17 protein-coding genes are annotated in these 20211 nt (G+C 42.7%); 14 read left to right on the forward strand and 3 right to left on the reverse strand.

The window, feature by feature from the left end; genetic code table 11:
- From MTO98_RS24590 to MTO98_RS24615, 6 genes are all read left to right on the forward strand, one after another.
- Positions 1–933, forward strand: coding sequence for an efflux RND transporter periplasmic adaptor subunit (locus MTO98_RS24590; protein ID WP_243481634.1), 933 nt, complete (start codon positions 1–3; stop codon positions 931–933).
- 220 nt (positions 934–1153) lie between these two features.
- Entirely contained in the window at positions 1154–4246 is a 3093-nt protein-coding gene (locus MTO98_RS24595) for an efflux RND transporter permease subunit (RefSeq protein WP_243481635.1), read from the forward strand.
- A gap of 56 nt (positions 4247–4302) precedes the next feature.
- Positions 4303–5304, forward strand: coding sequence for a YncE family protein (locus MTO98_RS24600; RefSeq protein ID WP_243481636.1), 1002 nt, complete (start codon positions 4303–4305; stop codon positions 5302–5304).
- A gap of 130 nt (positions 5305–5434) precedes the next feature.
- A complete protein-coding gene (locus MTO98_RS24605; RefSeq protein WP_243481637.1) occupies positions 5435–6472 on the forward strand; it encodes a fatty acid desaturase in 1038 nt (345 codons plus the stop codon).
- Positions 6473–6695: 223 nt separating this feature from the next.
- The gene (locus tag MTO98_RS24610) at positions 6696–7139 is read left to right on the forward strand and encodes a hypothetical protein (RefSeq protein ID WP_243481638.1); all 444 of its coding nucleotides are present in this window, start codon (positions 6696–6698) and stop codon (positions 7137–7139) included.
- A gap of 137 nt (positions 7140–7276) precedes the next feature.
- The gene (locus tag MTO98_RS24615) at positions 7277–8185 is read left to right on the forward strand and encodes a hypothetical protein (protein WP_243481639.1); all 909 of its coding nucleotides are present in this window, start codon (positions 7277–7279) and stop codon (positions 8183–8185) included.
- Positions 8186–8683: 498 nt separating this feature from the next.
- On the opposite strand, the gene MTO98_RS24620 is transcribed toward MTO98_RS24615, so the two are convergent.
- Positions 8684–10903 carry a putative Ig domain-containing protein gene (locus MTO98_RS24620; protein WP_243481640.1) on the reverse strand — a complete coding sequence of 740 codons (2220 nt, stop codon included), beginning with the start codon at positions 10901–10903 and terminating at the stop codon, positions 8684–8686.
- Between the two features lie 133 nt (positions 10904–11036).
- Complete coding sequence (locus MTO98_RS24625) at positions 11037–11588, reverse strand: hypothetical protein (RefSeq protein ID WP_243481641.1); 552 nt, start codon at positions 11586–11588, stop codon at positions 11037–11039.
- Positions 11589–11837: 249 nt separating this feature from the next.
- Between MTO98_RS24625 and MTO98_RS24630 the strand changes: the two genes are divergently transcribed.
- The 8 genes from MTO98_RS24630 to MTO98_RS24665 all read left to right on the forward strand — a co-directional run bounded on the left by MTO98_RS24630 (position 11838) and on the right by MTO98_RS24665 (position 18817).
- Positions 11838–12194, forward strand: a complete 357-nt coding sequence (locus MTO98_RS24630; protein ID WP_243481642.1) for a hypothetical protein — start codon at positions 11838–11840, stop codon at positions 12192–12194.
- A gap of 114 nt (positions 12195–12308) precedes the next feature.
- Positions 12309–12674, forward strand: a complete 366-nt coding sequence (locus tag MTO98_RS24635) for a hypothetical protein (RefSeq protein WP_243481643.1) — start codon at positions 12309–12311, stop codon at positions 12672–12674.
- Between the two features lie 229 nt (positions 12675–12903).
- Positions 12904–13260 (forward strand): hypothetical protein, encoded by a 357-nt coding sequence (locus MTO98_RS24640; RefSeq protein WP_243481644.1) that lies wholly within the window; start codon positions 12904–12906, stop codon positions 13258–13260.
- Positions 13261–13435: 175 nt separating this feature from the next.
- Positions 13436–13807, forward strand: coding sequence for a hypothetical protein (locus MTO98_RS24645; protein ID WP_091217873.1), 372 nt, complete (start codon positions 13436–13438; stop codon positions 13805–13807).
- Positions 13808–14148: 341 nt separating this feature from the next.
- Positions 14149–16506 carry a TonB-dependent receptor gene (locus tag MTO98_RS24650; RefSeq protein WP_243481645.1) on the forward strand — a complete coding sequence of 786 codons (2358 nt, stop codon included), beginning with the start codon at positions 14149–14151 and terminating at the stop codon, positions 16504–16506.
- A 2-nt stretch (positions 16507–16508) separates the two neighbouring features.
- Positions 16509–17957: a PepSY domain-containing protein gene (locus MTO98_RS24655; RefSeq protein WP_243481646.1), complete on the forward strand. Its 1449-nt coding sequence runs from the start codon at positions 16509–16511 to the stop codon at positions 17955–17957.
- A 3-nt stretch (positions 17958–17960) separates the two neighbouring features.
- Complete coding sequence (locus tag MTO98_RS24660; RefSeq protein WP_243481647.1) at positions 17961–18182, forward strand: heavy metal-binding domain-containing protein; 222 nt, start codon at positions 17961–17963, stop codon at positions 18180–18182.
- A gap of 341 nt (positions 18183–18523) precedes the next feature.
- A complete protein-coding gene (locus MTO98_RS24665; RefSeq protein WP_243481648.1) occupies positions 18524–18817 on the forward strand; it encodes a hypothetical protein in 294 nt (97 codons plus the stop codon).
- Positions 18818–18832: 15 nt separating this feature from the next.
- On the opposite strand, the gene MTO98_RS24670 is transcribed toward MTO98_RS24665, so the two are convergent.
- Positions 18833–20071 carry a DUF3179 domain-containing (seleno)protein gene (locus tag MTO98_RS24670; protein ID WP_243481649.1) on the reverse strand — a complete coding sequence of 413 codons (1239 nt, stop codon included), beginning with the start codon at positions 20069–20071 and terminating at the stop codon, positions 18833–18835.
- Positions 20072–20211 lie beyond the last annotated feature (140 nt).

Consider the following 20211-nt stretch of genomic DNA (forward strand, 5'->3'; position numbering starts at 1 on the left):
ATGAAATTTAAACACATATACCTTGCTGCAGGCCTGTTAACGCTGCTATATAGCTGTAAAGGCAACACCCCACCCGCGGATGATACCGGCGGCGATGCGGGGTCTGCCGCTCAAACACCCGTAACAGTAACCACAATTGCCGATAGTGCCATGGTTGATTATATTGACCTGAGCGCTACATCTGTTTTTCAGCAAAAAAACATTGTTAAGGCTAATGCCAACGGTTATATCCAAAAGGTAAACATCCTGCCCGGGCATTATGTAAACAAGGGCGAGTTTCTATTCAGCATAAAAACCAAAGAAGCGCAAAGTATTGGCAACAGCATCAATGTGTTGGATACCACTTTTAAATTTTCGGGTGTCAATAAAATTAAGGCTGCCGGCAACGGCTATGTTACCCAATTGAACCATCAGCAAGGTGATTATGTTCAGGACGGCGAGCAGCTTGCCGTGATCAGCGATCGCTCAAGTTTTGTGTTTGTTATGCAGTTGCCTTACGAGTTACGCAGCTATGTGAAAAACAACCAGAACGTACAGCTTGTACTCCCCGGCGGCGAAAAGCTGACGGCACTGGTGAGCTCATCAATGCCAGCTGTTGATTCACTATCACAAACCCAGGGCATTGTACTTAAAGTAAGCAGTGCCAACCTCATTCCCGAAAATTTAGTGGCCAAGGCACGGATCATTAAATCAATAAGGCCGCATACGGTATCGCTGCCAAAATCGGCCATATTGAGCAATGAAACCCAAACCGAATTTTGGGTAATGAAGCTCATCAATCCAACAACGGCGGTAAAAACAGATATAACCAAGGGCATTGAAACCGGCGACAGAGTGGAGATCTTAACGCCCAAATTTTCGGCAAATGATAAAATAGTGATCACCGGCAATTATGGGCTGGCAGATACAGCTAAAGTGAAAATTGTAGAGTGATGAAGATAGCCCGTCAATACAGGATGAATAATCAACTCACCCCGTCAACGCTTCGCCTGACACCCCTCTCTGCTTCGCAAAGAGGGGGAGCAAAATTCTCCTTTTTCTTTTTTAGCCCTCTTTCTGCCGTAGGCGAAGAGAGGGTCGGCCAGCGAAGCGGTGCCGGGGTGAGTCAACTCATCGCCATACAGTACGCAGGCAAAAACAAAATATCTTTATCATGAACCAGCGCAAAAACTATTTTATAACCCATCGCAAGCCATTAGGCCTGGTGCTGGCCCTGTTTATTATGGGCGGGTTGTTTGCCTATTCCAAATTGCAAACCTCGCTTTTTCCTGAAATCACTTTCCCCAAGATCAAGATCATTGCCGACGAAGGCTTGCAGCCGGTAAATAAAATGATGGTAACGGTGACCAAACCGCTGGAGAATGCCATTAAACAAGTGCCCGACCTGCAACTGGTACGCAGCACCACAAGTCGCGGGAGCTGCGAAATTTCAGCACTATTTAATTGGAATGCTGATATCGACCTGAGCCAGCAACGCATCCAGTCGAGCATCGATCAGATCAAAAATGACCTCCCTGCCGATGTAAATATCAGCGTAGCTAAAATGAACCCTTCCATTTTGCCGGTAAGCGGTTATACTTTAGAAAGTCATAACCTGTCCCCTATTGAGTTAAGGCAGTTAGCTACTTACACCGTGAAACCCTTTCTTTCGCAGGTTGATGGGGTGTCAGAGATCAGGGTGATCGGCGGCAAACTCAAAGAATACTGGCTTACGCTTGATCAGCAAAAAATGACGGCATTAGGCCTTACACCTGATATTATCAATAACACGCTTGCCACTACCAACTTTGTAAAATCAGAAGGTTACCTGTCTGATTATAAGCGTATGTACCTTACTGTTACTGACGCAACCATCAACGCAAAAGATCAACTGGAAGAACTGGTGATTAGCAATAACCGTAAAAGGATTGTACGCCTTAAGGATTTTGCAAGCATCCAGGTTAACGAAGGTATTGAGTACACCCGCATTAACGCCAACGGGCACGATGGGGTACTGATAGCTGTAATAAAGCAACCCAACGCTAACCTCATATCGGTTAGTAATGACATGGCCGATAAGGTTGACGCGCTGAAAAAACTGCTGCCCCGGGGCGTAACTATAAGGCCATATTACATCCAGGCCGATTTTGTGAATGATTCGGTAAAAAGTGTAAGCGACAGTCTTTGGATTGGTTTGCTGCTGGCCATTATTGTGGCGGTAATCTTTTTAAGATCTTTTAAAGCCAGCGTTACGATATTAATTACTATCCCGGTTACACTTGGGCTTACGTTACTGATATTATACTGGCTTGGCTATACCTTTAATATCATGACCCTTGGTGCCATAGCAGCATCCATCGGTTTAATTATTGACGATGCCATTGTAGTGGTTGAGCAGATCCACCGGGTACATGAAGAACATCCTGATGAATTGAGCAGTCATTTGGTTCGGAAAGCTATTGACTACCTTTTCCCGGCTATGGTAGGTTCATCTATCAGCACCATTGTAATTTTTATCCCTTTTGTGCTAATGACCGGGGTGGCGGGAGCTTACTTCAAGGTATTAACCGATACCATGATCATTACGCTATTGTCTTCTTTCTTTGTAACGTGGATCGGCTTGCCGGTAATTTACCTGCTCATAACGCCCAAGCCTAAATTAAACGCAGCTGTAAAGGCTAAAAAAGAAGAAGTACACACGGTTAAGCAACAAAAATGGGTAAGTTTCTTTATCCTGCGGCCATATGTGAGCATCATTATCATTGCCGCTTTAGCAGCGGTAATTGTGATTGTGCCACCTTTGCTGGAAACCGGCTTTCTGCCCGATATGGATGAAGGTGCCATTGTGCTCGACTATAAATCGCCTCCCGGAACTTCATTGGAAGAAACCGACCGCATGTTGAAGCAGATAGAAAAGCTGATAGTAAAACACCCTGATGTAACCGCTTACTCGCGCCGCACCGGTACCCAAATGGGCTTTTTTATTACGGAGCCCAACAGCGGCGATTACCTCATCCAACTAAAAAAAGACCGGACCAAAAGCACTGAAGAGGTGATCAGCGACCTCCGTAAAATAGTTGAAGAAACCCAGCCCGCGCTGGAGGTTGAGTTTGGACAGGTAATAACCGATATGCTTGGCGACTTGACCACATCGGCCGAGCCAATTGAGATCAAGGTATTTGGCGATAATCAGCAAACTTTACAAAACCTGTCGAGGCAAATTGCCGGCCTGGTTGAGAAAGTAAAAGGCGCTGCTGATGTATTGCCGGGCATTATCATTGCCGGGCCTTCGGTAAGTATCCAGCCACACTATAGTAAGCTGGCGCAGTATGGCATTACCCCTGCAAACCTGCAAATGCAGGTACAAACAGCGTTGGAGGGTAATGTGATAGGCAGCTTATTGGAAAAAGAACAGCTTTCCCCTATCCGCATGGTTTATCCGGGCAACCGCTCACTTAATGTGAATGATATTCATAACCTGCATATCTTTTTACCCAACGGCAAGTTAATCCCGATAACAGAGCTTGCTTCGGTAGAGTTAAGTCCCGGCGATGCCGAAATTAACCGCGAAAACCTGCAAAGCATGAACGTGATCAGCGCACGACTGGAGGGCAGCGATCTGGGTACTGTAATAACAGCCATTCAAAAAACCATCCATGATAACGTAAACCTGCCTACCGGCTACCATGTGGAATATGGCGGCGCTTATGCCCAGCAGCAGCAATCATTTAAGGAGCTGCTTATCATCCTGGTAACAGCCTGTCTGCTTGTTTTCGGGGTGATCTTATTCCTGTTCAGGCAGTTCAGGATAGCGCTGCTTATTTTGGTGATCGGTATTTTGGGTATCAGCGGCAGCTTCCTGGCTTTATTTATTACGGGTACACCGCTTAATGTGGGCAGCTATACAGGGCTTATTATGATTGTAGGCATCATCGGCGAAAACGCTATTTTTACCTTCCTGCAGTTTAAGGAAAGCGCCATTGAAAATGAAAATAAAAACATTGATGAGGCTATAACTTTTGCCATCAGTACCCGTTTAAGACCCAAACTAATGACCGCTTTAGGCGCAATTATAGCACTGATGCCGCTTGCTTTAGGTATAGGCGCAGGCGCTCAGTTGCACCAGCCATTGGCCATAGCAGTTATTGGTGGGTTTTTAGCAGCATTGCCATTATTGCTTATTGTTTTACCGGCAATGCTCCGTATATTGTACCGCAAAGGGTTTACTACCCACTTGAACGAACTTAATGAAAGCCACCAAGGGTAACACAACATTTTTACAGATTCGGGATATAATTTCATGGCAATAAATAATCCCGAAAAATGAAAAAACAAATCCTGGCTGTGGCTTTGCTTATTGCAGGCCTTGCTCCTTTTAAACTAAACGCGCAAACCTATGTAGCCGATAAAACTATCGCGCTTCCGGGTGATGGCGGTTATGATTACCTGGCTATTGATAAGGTAAACCGTAACCTGTACGTATCGCATAGTACAGCGGTAAATGTTATTAACCTGGATACCGAAAAACCGGTTGGTGTTATTGAAAACATGAAAGGTGTTCACGGTATAGCCATAGTTAACAAACTTAACCGCGGTTTTATTAGCGATGGCAAGGCAAATGCCGTAGTGGTGTTTGATTTAAGAACTTTTAAAACCATAACCACAATTGCCCTTACGGGCGCCAATGGCCCGGATGCTATTATGTATGACCCATATTCCGACCGTGTATTTACCTTTAACGGCGAAAGCGATAATTCATCAGTAATTAATCCGGCAACCCTGAAACAAGTTGGCACGGTAGCGCTTGGCGGCGGGCCCGAGTTTGCAGTATCTGATGGAAAAGGAAAAATTTATAATAACCTTGAAGATAAAAGCAGTCTGAACGTTATAGACAGTAAGAGCCTTAAAGTAATTAAAAACTATCCCCTTGCTCCCTGCGGCGGACCAACCGGCCTGGCACTTGATGCCGTTAATCAACGTTTATTTACAGTTTGCCGTGAAAATAAGGGCGTAAGTGTTGTTGACATTAATACCGGCAAAGTAACCGCTACCCTGCCAATTGGCGCAGGCGTTGATGCCGTAGTTTATGACCAGGAAACCAAACTGATATTTTGTTCATGCGGCGATGGCGTTACTACCATCATCAAACAAAAATCGGCCGATGAATATGAAGTGATCCAATCACTAAAAACCGCTGAAAGGGCCAAAACCATGGCGCTGGATACCAAAACCCACAAAATCTATTTAAGTGTTGCGAAGTTTGAAACCGGTACCCGTAAAACCATTCCAAATACTTTCAAAGTGCTTGTTTTCAAACAAAACTAAAGTAAATTGTATATAAAATTTACATGAAATGATCATGAAGATTTTGTATATTCCAGATTTTACTAATTAATTTTTACAAAAAAATGAACTTTTGTGCACGTTATCGTTATATTTAACGTTTTAACATCATATGATAAAAAAGACTGATTTTGTTTATTCCCAGGAGTCTGAACCTCATCGCATCCGCACAAAAAAAATCTTAAAGCAGTTTCCGCAATTGCGTAAGCTTATAGGCAAAAACCCGGCAACTATATGGGCCATTGTTGGTTTAGTAACTTTCCAGGTAGTTTTAGCCTGGTTTGTACGTGATCAGTCATGGTGGATAGTTTTTGGAGCAGCTTATCTGTTGGGGGCTTTTGCAGATCATGCGCTGTTTGTAATGATCCACGAATGTACACACCAGTTATTGTTTAAAAACCGTAACGCTAACCGCTGGGCATCAATGTTTGCCAATTTACCGCAAATATTACCAAGCGCTATCTCGTTCGAAAAATATCATATCAAACACCACTCTTTTCAGGGTGTACACGAACTTGATGCCGATTTACCGAACCGCTGGGAAGCAAAACTGATCAGTAATTCATTTTTTGGCAAAGCACTTTGGTTGTTGTTTTTCCCGGTATTTCAGCTTTTCCGCTTATCGCGTTTAAGAGAAATCCACCCGTTTGATGGCTGGATCCTGACCAACTGGTTATTACAGGCAGCATTTACAACTGCTATCGCCTACTTTATGGGCTGGCATGCCGTAGCTTTCTTGTTGTTAAGCTTCTCGTTTTCGGTTGGCCTGCACCCACTGGGCGCACGCTGGATCCAGGAACATTACCTTACCGTTACTGAAGAACAGGAAACATACAGCTATTATGGTAACTTTAACGCGGTAGCCTTTAACGTAGGCTTCCACAATGAGCACCATGATTTTCCTTCTATCCCATGGAACAAACTTCCTGAGATCAGAAAAACGGCTCCCGAATACTACGATACTTTGCATTATCATACCTCATGGACTAAACTATTTTTCCAGTTTTTGTTCGACAGGGAGATCTCGTTGTTTAACCGCATCCTGCGTAAAGACCGTGGCCGTGTAGCATTAACGGATATTTCAAAACCAGATATCGACCTCACCAAATCCGAAACAACAAAGACGGAGCTTGCGGATGTTGAAAAATAAGAAAAAGAGAAAGGGCCTTAACAAAAGGCCCTTTTTTGTTGGGATAACCCGCTAATTGTCATTGCGGTAAGCGATAGCGTGGCAACCTTACGGAAGCATGTCCGGCCTGTACAGTGATCGATTGCATCGTCGTTCCTCCCTTATAATGACATGTAAAAATCACTTTCATTTCCACTTGCATCTCACCAAATAATTTTCTTATTTTGCTAATAAAATTAGCAAAATGAAATATCTAAGCATAGCCAATCAGCTCATTATTTTCAGTCGTTATATTGGGCAGCAGGTTGTTATCACCAGTCTTTTAAATCATAGCGAGATCAGTATCGGTACGCTGGCCGGTGTAAAACACAACGCCTTAGCTGTTAACATTGATGATACAACACGCTGGATTCCGCTGTATGATAATTTCAGGCTTTGCGAAATTAAGCTACTCCTGAAGCCCTTAAAAAAACTCACTCCCGAGGTTGTTTCTGCAGCTAACAATCTGCCTGTAAAAGCATTCATCACCCCCTACTATCAGCAACAAGGTTATGATATGCCGGTTTTTATTGAACCAGGGCACCCCTGCAATTGTAAATATGTACAAGAACTTGAACTTGCCGATTACCGTACCCCGGCAGATATTTACCGGCAAAATGCCTTATTACATGCTTTTGAGTCAGTTTAAATATATCGTGGTACGGATATTGTACGCTATCTGCTCTTTTTGTTATACAATTTTCATATAGTCGTAACAAAATCAAATAATTAATGTCAACTTCATACTAATGCACGTAATTTGCGTTATTGTTTGCAAGAAACAGAATGAGCCGATCAAAAAAATTAAATATACTTTTACCACTTGTATCCCTGCTTTTCATGGGGGCCTTTGCCAAGCACAGGCTACTCGACAAGCAGGATATTACAGGGACTTTAAATAATAAGGAAATGGATGAAACATCGGGCATTGCAGCCTCATCCATTAACCGGGATACTTATTACGTACACAACGACAGCGGCGATACGAGCCGTTTTTTTGCTATATCAGCCGAAGGCAAACTTAAATCAACCATCTATTTTAAGGGAGACAGCACACATGGGCTTGGCGTACAGGATTGTGAAGATATTGATGTGGGCCCGGGACCCGAGAAAGGAAAAAGCTACGTTTACCTTGGCGATATAGGTGATAATGCGCAAAACAGGCCATACATCACGGTTTATCGCATGGCCGAAAAGAAAGCATGGGCTACAGCCAACGCAGCCAACATAAATACGGAAGCTGCGCGTGCAGATTTTAAATATCCCGATGGCCCTAAAGATGCAGAAACGATGATGATTGATCCTATAGATAAACAATTGATCATTGTAAGTAAACGGGGTGATACTGTTGCAGTTTACACTACGCCGTTAAAATACAAAGCCAATACAACAACGGTATTAACCAAGCGCTGCAAATTGTTCTTCGCAGGCTTTAAACCTTTTAAATGGATCACAGCAGGCGATATCTCCAAAGATGGCCAGCAGATCCTGTTAAAGAGTTACGACAAAGTTTATTACTGGCGCCGCCAGCATAACGAGCCTATTTGGGAAACCATGGTTCGCAAGCCACAGGAGCTTACTTACAAAGTTGAAAAACAGGGTGAAGCCATAGGTTTTCAGCCGGATGGCAAAGGTTATTACACAACAAGCGAGGGTGTGTTTTCGCCAATATATCATTATGATGTGCCGAATTGATTTTTATATAAACAATCCCCTAACGTCCCATCAAGTTCTCTCGCAGATTTAAATTAACCCACAAAATTATTTTGTCGTTTAATTAGTAAGGCGTTTTGTTTTGTCCCTCTGGGGCAAAGGGCATTTCTATACTTTTTTATGCTACAAACCTTTTGCACTTCTGGTGCACTTGTCCTTAAATACACCTCAATTAATACCTGTTTATTAAATTGTAAAAATCCCCCAAAGGGGGAATAGGTTTGTAGAAATAAAACCCAACCCAATCCTCGAACCCCAGAGGGGTTCATCTCACACGGATTACTCAATTGACAATAACCATATGACTATTATTTGTGGGTTAACATAAATCTGCGAGATATCCTGGTGACATAATATAAACAAAAAACGTCATTGAGAGGTACGAAGCAATCCCCGATTAACAGGTCCACCCTGTGTAGTTTGGGATTGCTTCGTACCTCACAATGACGTGTATTTTATGCCTTTCTACCTAAAATCTACTTACATAACCCGGATAAGCTTCACGCCATGCGGTGGTATTTTGAAAGTATATTTATGATTAACTGCTATCAGGTATTTCTGCTCCCAAACATCGCGGGCTTTGGTGAAACCTTTTAACAGTTTATCATTAGCATCAAGGTTAACGGTTTGATATTTATCAGATGTATTAAAGAAACCTATAGCCTTTTCGCCTTTGTTAAGCTCCTTTACCCAAACCTGCTGCTCTTCTGTTTTAGAAGCCTGCCTTGCACCTTTACCTAAAGCGTCCTGATCAATGGCCAATACTTCGTCGTTGGTTAGCAAGCTAAGTGTAAACCTGTCCAAATGTCCCATATCACATCCAATTAATAATGGGGCAGATAATAAGCTCCATAAGCTGATGTGGGTGTATTGCTCATCATAAGTTAAACGGGTGTTGTGCAAACTTGGGCCCCAACCCACTTTACCAACAACCAGCATATCCGGATCATTAAAATGTCCCGGGCCGGCATATGGCGAGGCAGGATCCTGTCCAAAACCAATATCACTCATGCTCCTCCAGGTATCCTGGATATCGCCAGTGGTACGCCAGCTGTTACCGCCGGTTTCGGCACCCCATTTCCAAACATCGCCCCAGCCGTATTGGCAAAAGCTAAACATAATGTCACGGTTCACCTTGTTTAAAGATGAGCGCATTAATTCATAAGGTTTTTTAAGTGCGGGCAGGTCCGGATGCGGAGGGGTAACTTCCGAGTATGAGCACCAGTCGTATTTCAAATAGTCAAAACCCCAGTCGGCATAAGTTTTAGCGTCCTGATCTTCGTGCTGCCAGCTGCCCAGAAAGCCTCCGCAGGTACGCGGGCCAGGCGACGAATAAATACCTGTATGCAGGCCAAGGCTATGAACATAATCAGTTAAGCCTTTCATATCCGGAAACTTGCTGTTAGCTACAATAGCACCATCGGCGGCACGGTTCTCTGCTTCCCAGCCGTCATCAATATTGATATAATTCCAACCGTATGAACTCAGTTTTTCTGACATTTCTTTGGCCGAGATCTTCACTTTTTCATCGTTTACGCTCAATCCCCAGGCATTCCAGCTGTTCCAGCCGAGAGCCGGAGTAAGGCCTATTTTATCGCCAATGCTAATGGTGAGCGTTTTGGTTTTGCTCCCTAATTTGTTGGTAACAGTAAGCGTTACAGGATAGTCGCCTTTTTGGTTTACCACACCGGTAATGATACCTGTTTTAGCATCAAGTGTTAAACCTGCAGGCAACCCATCTGCTTTATAGCTAAGCGGTTTTTTACCCGTGGCCGGGATCAAATAAAGAAACGGATTTCCGGGCCTCGCTCCGTAAACATCAGCTCCATTAATTTTTGGTTTGGCCGATGGATAAGGTGTAAGTATATAAGGTGTAGTTTCGGTTTTATTGATGTCTTTTCCGGATTTTTGATCGCTAAATGTATAGGCGATAGTGTAAGATTTTTTAGCTAAACGGGCTATCACGAACGAATAAGTGAAGGGCTTGCCTGCGGTAAAGCTTGCCGGGTTTGACTTTTCGTAGATCACTGCGCCTGTTTCAGGGTCTGTTACTTTAAAAGCCAAAGTGCCCTGGTATTGGTATTTGTTAGTAGTTACCAGTTTAACAGATTTAGCCAGACTGTTATTTTCTTCAAAGCTGTAATCGCCATCGGTATTTACGGTAACATGATCCATTACATCGGCCATGCCAATGCTAAAGTTATCGCCATAAATACCTCCGTCGCCACCGGTATCATAAATACGAATGGCTAATACATTCTCCTTATCCCATAAAATGGCCGGATCAGATGCTGAAATATTATAAGTACGCTGCCCGTAATTTCCATCTTTAATAGTTCCGCTGCGGCCGCCATATTTGGCTATAAGTTTGCCATTTAAATACACCTCGTCATTATCGTCAACACTGGCCAGGTTTAACCGGAGACTATCCTTTAAATATGCTTTTTCTTTGAGTGACGAAGGGATCACCACATGGATCCGGTACCAGCCAAAGCCATCGTAATTAGGGTGCCCCTGCGGCTCCCACGAATGGGCAACATCAATGTTTTGCCAGTGTTGATCGTTAAAAGTTGGGGACGACCATTGCGCAGAATCACCTACGGCAAATTTCCAGCCTTTTTTAAGCTGAACATCTTGTGCCGAAGCGCCCAGGTAAGTACCGCCCAGCAAAAGCAACATGGTAAAGATCTTTTTTATCATTATAGGTTGTTTAAAATGTATTGCGAAACAGGATTTCGCATGGTTAGTATATGCAGATTTAAAGGTACAAGGATTTTGAATAATTAGAAATGTATTATTAACATTTATATTAAAAACCGGTATGCGATAAAAATTAATTTTCCTGTCTTTCCCCCTGTAATTGTTTAAACACCCGGGCAACTTGTCTGCAACGCATATAATTAAAAAACACACCGAACAATGAGGGCTCATCGCGGCGGTCGAGTGAGCTTATATTGAGGTAAACTTTATTTTCGGTATACAAACAAGTAATAAGGCGTTTTTGAGATGAATAGCTATAAGGATATTGAATGTATCTTATTAAATGATCTCCATTAGTATCCAAAATCTCGAGACTCCCTTCGTCGAGGGCCTTGCGCATATCTTGTCTGCGGCTTTGGAGGCTGACGCCTTCAATAACCAGCAAACTATTAAACAGCAATAAATTCGCAATCATCCAGCTATCAAAAACAAATGCAAATACAAATATCTGAGGCGATGACAGAGAGCTAATATATTGATTAACACCAAAATTTGGCGCGAATGGCAGTATCATTAACACAAAAGCTGTGATGCAATTAAACAGATAATTCATTTTTGAGCTATCGCCTCTATTGTACACCAATCTTCCGGCTTCTACGCTTTTCTGAAAGTCAATTCTATCCAAAACGGTTCGTTGTTTAAGATGCTAATATATCATTAGGCCTGAATAGTAATGCGTAGTATCTGATATAAAAACCTGCGCAAAAGTTGCTGAATCTTCAAACAGGTGTAAAAAAAGCGCGACAGTTGTTTATCAAGCTGTAGCAGTACAGTTTTTGTTTATAAACCGATAACACCGCCGTTAATAAACTTAATGTACAGTTTACGTTTTGGTTTAATATCGATGATACTTTTACCACAGAAAACAACAGCTATGAAAAAAACTTTTTTAACATTAGGCCTTGTAACACTTTGTTTTGTGGCCTGCTTTGCTGCTCTTTCAGAAATTACCGGCAAGTGGGAAGGCAAGCTTGAAACAGAAACCGGCGAAGTTTACCCATTGCTTTATAATTTCCAGATCAACGGCGATAAACTAACCGGCACAGCCAAAACCCCTAAAGGCGATATGCCAATTGAAGACGGCAAGATAACCGGCAACGATTTCAAATTCACTGTAAGTATCGAAGATATTCACATCGCCCATACTGGTAAGTTTTACGGCGATTCGGTTGGTGTTGATATTGAAGCTAACGGTTCAAAAACACATACTACATTAAAACGCGCTCAATAACCTTGTTTTTCCTGATTTAAGCGATTACATGATATTTAAATCGCATAAAATATCATGTAATCGCTTCATCCTATAAATCAAGGTTGTTATATTTATACACCAAATCAATATTTTATGAAAAGAAAATTTTTTACTACTACCCTATTGGTAAGCTGCTTTATGATCTGCCTTGCGGCTATAGCTGATTTAAACGGTAAATGGGCAGGTAAGCTGGTTACAAGCGACGGCCAGGAATACCCGTTATTATATAATTTTAAGGTTGATGGCGATAAACTGACAGGTACAGCGTTAACCCCGGAAGGTGATGTTGATATAAAAGAAGGCAAAACCAACGGCACCGACTTTTCATTTACGGTAGCAACCAGCGGTATCACAATCCCACATACAGGTAAATTCCTGGGCGATTCGATCAGCGTTGAACTGGATATCAACGGATCAAAAAGCAGTTCTGTATTGAAAAGACCAGTTGATAAGAAATAAACTTACAATAACACCATAGTCATGCCGTACTTGTTTCGGCACCAATGCTAAGCGGCCTTGTATGGTGCGCCTGCTTGTGGGATCCTGAAAAAAGGCCAGAATAACCTCTTTTATAAAAGAAAAACCTTACCCATCAGTAAGGTTTTTCTTTTTTTAATAAACTTAAAGGCAACAAAATTGTATATAGTTTAAATTACTCCTATAGATATCTGCTTAAACTATATCAACAATGAAAAAAGAGTTCCTGGCGATTGGTGCGTTTGTTATCATTACCGCATTTAGTTTTATTTCGATGGCCGATATCAACGGCAAATGGATAGGTTCGTTAAAGCTTCCCGGCGATGATCATTTTCCCTTAAGTTATACTTTTAAGATAGACAGCGGTAAACTTACCGGCATGGCTCACGCCCCCCAGGGAGATGTGGCCATTACCGATGGGATGATCAATGGCGACAATTTTTCGTTCAGTATCCCGGTGCCGGGCGGCAGCTCGCCCCATACAGGCAAAGTTTATACAGACTCCATTGGTATGAACCTGGTTTACAAAGGCCAGCATATGCACGCTACATTGAAAAGAGATAAGTGAAGTCATTAGTCTTAAGTACTGAGTCTGTAGTTCTAAGTCGTAAGTCTTAAGCCTAAATAGGATGACTTCAAACTTTCGGCTTAAGACTTACGACTTAGAACTTGCGACTTAAAACTTGCGACTACCGACTTTTAAAAAAGTTGCTTATTAAACGCGCAGGGCTTACCTTTGCGCCATGCTGCAACGTATTACAGCCTATTTACTCATCTTTTCGCTGATCACGGTCAATTTCTCGCGCTTTTTCATTTTTGCGGGCTTTGAGCTGAACAGGAATTACATTGCTACCAAGCTTTGCGAAAACAGGAACAAACCCTGGCTGCATTGCGACGGTAAATGTTACTTTGCGAAAAAGATCAAACAGGCAGAGGACAAGCAGGCCAGCGACGAAAGGCAGTCGCAAAAAAGTCTCTTTCAGGAGGTTTATGTCATCAGTTCAACTGATGTTAAATTCCACTCCAGCCTGTTGCAGGTTATTTCAACCCCCTACACCCCAACCGTACCGGCAGATCGCCCGGCTACGATATTCCAGCCTCCGCAGTTAGGATAATCATTTCATTTTTATTGGTTTTTGATTGATGGTATTTGTTGCTATATGCTTGCGTTTTTAAACGCGGAATAAGCATGGCGCATATTCAACTCACCCGGTCTACGCTTCGCTGGACCACCCTCTCTCCGGCTTTGCCGCAAAGAGGGCGAGGAAATAAGGTTTTTTTTTAATCTTTCGTTTTCCTTCCCCTCTTTACGCGAAGCGTAGAGAGGGGTGACGAGCGCAGCGATGTCGGGGTGAGTCGATACGCTGAAGAGCCACTTTGCAAGTCATCCCCGTCAATCAATCCCCCTACTCTACCCATTTTTTACACCGGGAGGCAACTCCTGTAATACTATATAATGAAACGATATCTAATCCTATTTATAACTTTTATACTAATTAAAACACTGGCTTATGGCCAAACTACCATACAAGGTACTGTAACTGATGCCAACACCCATGAAGCTATTTCCGGCGCGTCAATATGCAATGCAGATGTTGCAACAGGCGCAAAACTGGGCATGACCAATACTAAAGGACATTTTAGCATCAATGCACAGGGTATTACCAGGCTTAAATTTGCTATGGTAGGTTACAGTGCGCACATCATTGAAGTATCTGCCATAAAGGCCCAAAAGCTTGACGTTGCCTTAGAGCCTTCAACCGTCGATCTGCAACCTGTTGTTGTAACCGCCAGCCGCGAAGGACAGGCCAGGCAAGACGCTCCAATCGCCATCAGTAAGATCAATTCAACCCAAATAAAGGATACAAAAGCTACTGCCCTATACCAACTGCTTAATAAAGTTGCGGGCGTGTACATGGTGAATTTGGGTAACGAGCAGCATACTATGGCAATCAGGCAGCCAATTACCTATAACGCTCTTTATTTATATATGGAAGATGGCGTACCTATCCGCCCTACAGGCATCTTTAACCATAATTCCCTGTATGAAATCAACATGTCGGGCGTTAAAGATATTGAGGTGATCAAGGGACCTGCGTCATCGCTTTACGGCAGTAACTCCATTGGCGGTGCCGTTAACTTTATTACCCAGGGGCCGCCTACAGGCTATGCAGGCAATGTTTCTGTTCAGGGTGATAATTATCATTACCGCCGCGTGGATGCCGACGGTGGTTTTACACAAGGTAAATTTGGCTTGTATGTAGGCGGCTATGTAGCTCACCAAACCGATAGCTGGCAGGATTATTCTGATTTTGATAAGTACTCGGCCAATTTTAAAACCACTTATGATTTCAGCGCCAAAACCAAGCTTACAACTTCCGCTGCCTACAACTATTTAAACACCCAAACTCCCGGCAGTTTAGATAGTGCCCGTTTTTACGACCGCAGTTATGGTGCCAACCAGCGTTTTACCTATCGCAAAGTAAAATCATTCCGTGCCAGCACCAGGCTGGATCATCAATGGGACGATAAAAACAGCACTTTTGTAACCCTGTTTTTCCGTGGCAACTCAACCGCGCAATTGCCAAGCTATTATATCTCTGATGTTCGTGATGCCGGTGGTGTTTACCAAAGCAGCAACGGCCAGGTAAACGATCAGAAGTTTAACAGTTATGGCTTACTGGCCCAGCACCGGGTTGATTTTGATTTCCTGCATTCGAGGTTGATAGGTGGTGTTTATATGGACGATAGTCCGAGTTCATACTATGCCCAATACCTTGATATCACCAAAGATGTAGCTAATAACTATTACACCGGCTTTACCAATACCGGCAGATACATTGACAACTACAAAATTAAGTTGTTTAATACAGCGGCTTATGTTCAGTATGAGATTAAACCGGTAGAAGCATTAAGGATAGTGGGCGGCTTGCGTTACGACAGGGTGCATTATAACTTTGATAACGAGATCCCTGCCGGGCAAACCAAATACAAGCAACAGGAAACCAACAATTTCAACATTGTAGCCCCTAAACTGGGCATCACCTATAATTTTGGCAACAACAAAGGTATTTACGCCAACTACAGTGTAGGCTTCCAACCACCGGAAACCGGCGATCTGTACAGCTCGCGCCAGCTTACCCAGCTTAAACAAGCTACTTTCGATAATTACGAAGCTGGCGGCTGGTTCTCGGCTTTCAACAAAAAGTTATATTTTGAACTGAGCGTGTTTGATTTGGAAGGCCATAACGAGATCATTAACCAGTTACTGCCCGATAATACAACGCAAAACCAAAACGCGGGTGCAACACGCCACCGCGGTATCGAGTACTCGCTTACAGTGGCCCCGGTTAAAGAGCTTACTTTTAGGTTTAGCGGCACCAACGCAAAACATACCTATGTTGAATACAGCGAGGTGACCACCAACTATACCACCGGCACCAACACGGTAACCAACTATGACGGTAAACGTATGAACAATGCGCCGGCCTGGATTGCTAACTCCGAGCTTACTTACAAACCGCAATACCTCCCCGGTTTCAGGATAGCAACAGAGTGGCAGCACATCAACCAATACTATACCAACCCTGCCAATACCAAAACCTACTCTGGTTATGATATTTATAACCTGCGTTTAGGTTATGATGTAAAAAGCAGTGTATTAAAAGGTGCGGGCATCTGGTTCAATGTGCTTAACTTAACCAATAAGCTGTACGCAACTACGGTAACCAGCAGCCAGTACGGCGATACTTATAATGCCGCGCCGCCGCGTACCTATACATTGGGCATCAGTTATTCATTTTCAAAATATTGATCATGGCATCAGCAGCAATAAAAAGCAAATTTTATAAATGGCACCGGGTACTGGGCTTAACGGCCCTTATCCCGGTGATATTCTGGACACTGAGCGGGCTTTCACACCCGTTCATGTCCAACTGGTTCAGGCCATCGATAGCTGAAGAAGTGTTCAAGCCCCTGCCTCAAAACCAGATGAAGCCCGTGCTTAGCATTCAGCAGGTACTGGATAAAAATAACATTACTGCAATCCGCAACTTCGGATTGATAAATTTTAACCGTAATACCTTTTACCAGGTGCTGGGTAAGGATAGCGTGTATAACTATTATTCGGCAAATGATGGTGTGCTGCTAAAAGATGGCGACAGGCTCTATGCTACTTATCTCGCCCGCTATTTTACGCAGGATTCAACCTCCAGCATTAAAAAGATAGATTATCAAACAACGTTTGATGGGCAATACCAGCCCATCAATCATCTTTTACCCGTTTGGAAGATCAGCTTTGACCGCCCGGATGGCATGGACATCTATATTGAAACCAACCAAAGCCGCATGGGTACGTTTAACAATAACACCCGCAAAGCCTTCCTCTGGCTGTTTGAACAATTCCATACCTGGCAGTTTTTAGCTGATATTGGCGGCGATACTTTTCGTAATGTAGTGCTGCTCATTATCATGACGGCAATGCTTCTCGCTCTTATCAGTGGTTTAACTGTTTATGGTTTAATGTGGAAAAAGTTTAAATCGGTAACTCAAAAACGTAAAGAAAATGGTAGTGACGATAAGCGCATCGTTCATCGTTACCACAGGCAAATAGGGATCATTGTTTCATTTGTGATGTTTACGTTTGTGATCAGCGGAGCATTCCATCTTGCAGTAAAACTTCATAACACCGAAACTCCTAAACCTGATTATGGAAACGTAACTGACAGAAAGCAATTAGCTATCTCAAACCTTCAGCTTCCTATTGCCGATAGCCTCGTTAATCGCATTGCAATAGTTAGCTTTGATGGTAACAGCTATTACCAGGTAACCGACAACAAGAAACAGATCTCCTATTTCAATACGCTAACCGGTAAAGAGCAAATTAATGGCGACGAAGACTATGCCCGCTTCTTAAGTACTTATTACCATACCCACCAGGATCCGGATAAGTTTTATGGCAGGGTAAAAGTTAGCCGGATAAAGCAATTTGATAACGAATACGGTTTCATTAATAAACGTTTGCCTGTTGAAAAGGTAAGTTATCCGGACGGAAGCAATTGGTATGTTGAAACTACTTCATCAAAGCTGGCTACAAAAGTTGCAGGAATTGACAGGGCCGAAGGGCTTTCTTTTATATTTTTACACAAATATTTTGGCATGACCTGGGCGGGCAAAGATATCCGCGATATAGTAAGCATGCTGGCCGCCTTAGGCGTGTTGGTGGTATCGCTGTTCGGGTTGGCCTCATTTATTAAAAACAAATAATCAATGAAAAAAAGCTTTATCATTTTGGCTTTGGCCAGCCTCGCGCTGGGCGCCTGCAACAGTGCGGTTAAGAGCACCAACAAAACCGACAGTACTGCTACTGTAAAGAAAAAAGGCAAATATACCTGCACCATGCACCCTGATCTTACGTTTGATAAACCCGGCACCTGCCCTAAATGCGGTATGGCTTTGGTTGAAAGGGATACCACGGAAGATAAGAAGTAACTAATTACCTCTGAACTTCTTAACAACGTCATTGCGAGGTACGAAGCAATCCCCAAGTAGCCGAGCGGCTATGCACATCCGCCCTGTAAAGTCGGGGATTGCTTCGTACCTCGCAATGACGCTTTTTTTGCTTTACGTATTATCTTGCGCACGTTTTCAACGTGTACTTAATGCAGGCTGGCGATTGTATCGCCAGTATATTACGTTACAAACGTAAGCCCATATTAAGTCCTCGTTAAAAACGAGCGCAATTTTTATTTGCTTTCACCCTCCCTAAAAACAAACACAACAAATATCCCGTTATACCCCTTGTTACAAATAATTCATTAATTTTGGCGCTGATGAAAAAGGTGGAAGTATTAAAAATGATCGACTTGGTTGAAGAGATCAAGAAACTTGATGAACTTATACAGCAAAGTCGTAAGAAAAAAACTTCTGACTTTGTGATCAATCAGTATGAGGCAAAAAAGCTTAAGCTCATTGGGTCCACCATTACCGAATTGGCTTCCGCCCCTATTCAGTCTGTAGAAAGCTATCATCTTATCCAGAAGATATTGAATAAATATTATCCTTCTATATCTGAAAATAACCTGCTTAACGACGATGATATCAGCAAGATAGCAACTGCTATTTGATTAAGAATGCTTATTTCAAAAAGGCGGGTAAATAGATGCCGTTTGCTCTAACGACTCATCGCCTTTCCAGAATGTTGTACCAGGATGAAAATGCTTCCATGAATGCCAGTACTCCTGGTAAGCCTGTATTTTAGCAAGACGCTGACCTTTCTGCGCGCCGGTTAAGCATAAACCGTCCCAATCCCAAACCGAAGCTGTTTCTTCATCGGTAAGCATGCCTTTATCATCCAGTTTAAAATGAAGGTTTTTACCACTTACTGACGTATTCCAGGCGTGATAGCTAAGGCTATCCTTTTCAATAGCAATCAGCAGCGCATTTTTGTTCAACTCATCATTCAGCAAGCGTTTTGCGTACATATGGCGCCAATCATAAGCTTTGGCTTTCCCGTTTATGATCACGCCAATTACCCAGCTTTTGCGCATCAGGGAATCTTTGTTTTTTATGGTACTGTCACGGTCAACAGCCTGAACACGATCATAGTTTTTCAGGTCGGCGTAATCGGAAGTATATAACCTGTCAGGTTGTAAGATCAATGTTTCGGGATGTTTTTGTAACCAGGCGGCAAGAGTTAGTTGTTCATAGGGCAATTCTGCAAGCTGCTTTCCTTTAAGTTCGCCTACGGCAGCGTTGCCTGTAGCCTGGTACCACCAGGTTTTTGTGCTTTCATCTTCAATAATAGCATTATAGTGCCTTGCGCCTACCAGTCTGAAATTTTGCCTTACCCCGTTAATAACAGGGCTGTAAACTCGTCCTGTACGGCACATGGTACAATAAGTAACCAAAACAGGTTTGCTGCCAACATCATCCTGCAGTTTATGATGATAACCCAGGTAAATGAGCGGATAGGCTTTAGCCACTCCGTTATTTACTACGCCAACCACCAGATAGCTTAACGGCACCCGGTTACGTAAACCGTTTGCAAAAACAGCTTTTTCAGTTTCTTTAAACATGGTTTCGGCTTTGTACATATAATCAGTTATATAAAAACTGCCTAAACAAAGCACAAAAACAGCTGTCTTGATAACCTTTTGTTTGAAGGTATTTTTGGTATAAAATTTAAACAAGTACCAAACAATAAACAACAGCCCGATAAAACGTAAAGGGGTTATCACCTTTTCGAGATAATAGCAAACGGTTATGGCATTCAAATCCTGACTGCCGGGAAAAGGCATTAACAGGTAAGCATGAATAAGACCCGGCACTACCAGCAGGATAATGCCTATCCAGAATATTTTAGCACTGTTCCATCTCATGCTTATTCAATAAATCTTGAGCAATGGGCTTAATCTCAATAAGTTTATAATCGGTTTATAATTTCCTAATTTATAAAAATTTACAAATACAAAAAATTATCTCCGAAATAAAAATTCATTGATCATTGCAGTGCGCCCTT

The organism is Mucilaginibacter sp. SMC90, from assembly GCF_022811725.1.
In the GTDB taxonomy this organism is placed as follows: Bacteria; Bacteroidota; Bacteroidia; order Sphingobacteriales; family Sphingobacteriaceae; genus Mucilaginibacter.

Coding starts and splice junctions, on each gene's coding strand:
- MTO98_RS24590 (WP_243481634.1), top strand. CDS start 1: ATGAAATTTAAACACATATACCTTGCTGCAGGCCTGTTAACGCTGCTA.
- MTO98_RS24595 (WP_243481635.1), top strand. CDS start 1,154: ATGAACCAGCGCAAAAACTATTTTATAACCCATCGCAAGCCATTAGGC.
- MTO98_RS24600 (WP_243481636.1), top strand. CDS start 4,303: ATGAAAAAACAAATCCTGGCTGTGGCTTTGCTTATTGCAGGCCTTGCT.
- MTO98_RS24605 (WP_243481637.1), top strand. CDS start 5,435: ATGATAAAAAAGACTGATTTTGTTTATTCCCAGGAGTCTGAACCTCAT.
- MTO98_RS24610 (WP_243481638.1), top strand. CDS start 6,696: ATGAAATATCTAAGCATAGCCAATCAGCTCATTATTTTCAGTCGTTAT.
- MTO98_RS24615 (WP_243481639.1), top strand. CDS start 7,277: ATGAGCCGATCAAAAAAATTAAATATACTTTTACCACTTGTATCCCTG.
- MTO98_RS24620 (WP_243481640.1), bottom strand. CDS start 10,903: ATGATAAAAAAGATCTTTACCATGTTGCTTTTGCTGGGCGGTACTTAC.
- MTO98_RS24630 (WP_243481642.1), top strand. CDS start 11,838: ATGAAAAAAACTTTTTTAACATTAGGCCTTGTAACACTTTGTTTTGTG.
- MTO98_RS24635 (WP_243481643.1), top strand. CDS start 12,309: ATGAAAAGAAAATTTTTTACTACTACCCTATTGGTAAGCTGCTTTATG.
- MTO98_RS24640 (WP_243481644.1), top strand. CDS start 12,904: ATGAAAAAAGAGTTCCTGGCGATTGGTGCGTTTGTTATCATTACCGCA.
- MTO98_RS24645 (WP_091217873.1), top strand. CDS start 13,436: ATGCTGCAACGTATTACAGCCTATTTACTCATCTTTTCGCTGATCACG.
- MTO98_RS24650 (WP_243481645.1), top strand. CDS start 14,149: ATGAAACGATATCTAATCCTATTTATAACTTTTATACTAATTAAAACA.
- MTO98_RS24655 (WP_243481646.1), top strand. CDS start 16,509: ATGGCATCAGCAGCAATAAAAAGCAAATTTTATAAATGGCACCGGGTA.
- MTO98_RS24660 (WP_243481647.1), top strand. CDS start 17,961: ATGAAAAAAAGCTTTATCATTTTGGCTTTGGCCAGCCTCGCGCTGGGC.
- MTO98_RS24665 (WP_243481648.1), top strand. CDS start 18,524: ATGAAAAAGGTGGAAGTATTAAAAATGATCGACTTGGTTGAAGAGATC.
- MTO98_RS24670 (WP_243481649.1), bottom strand. CDS start 20,071: ATGAGATGGAACAGTGCTAAAATATTCTGGATAGGCATTATCCTGCTG.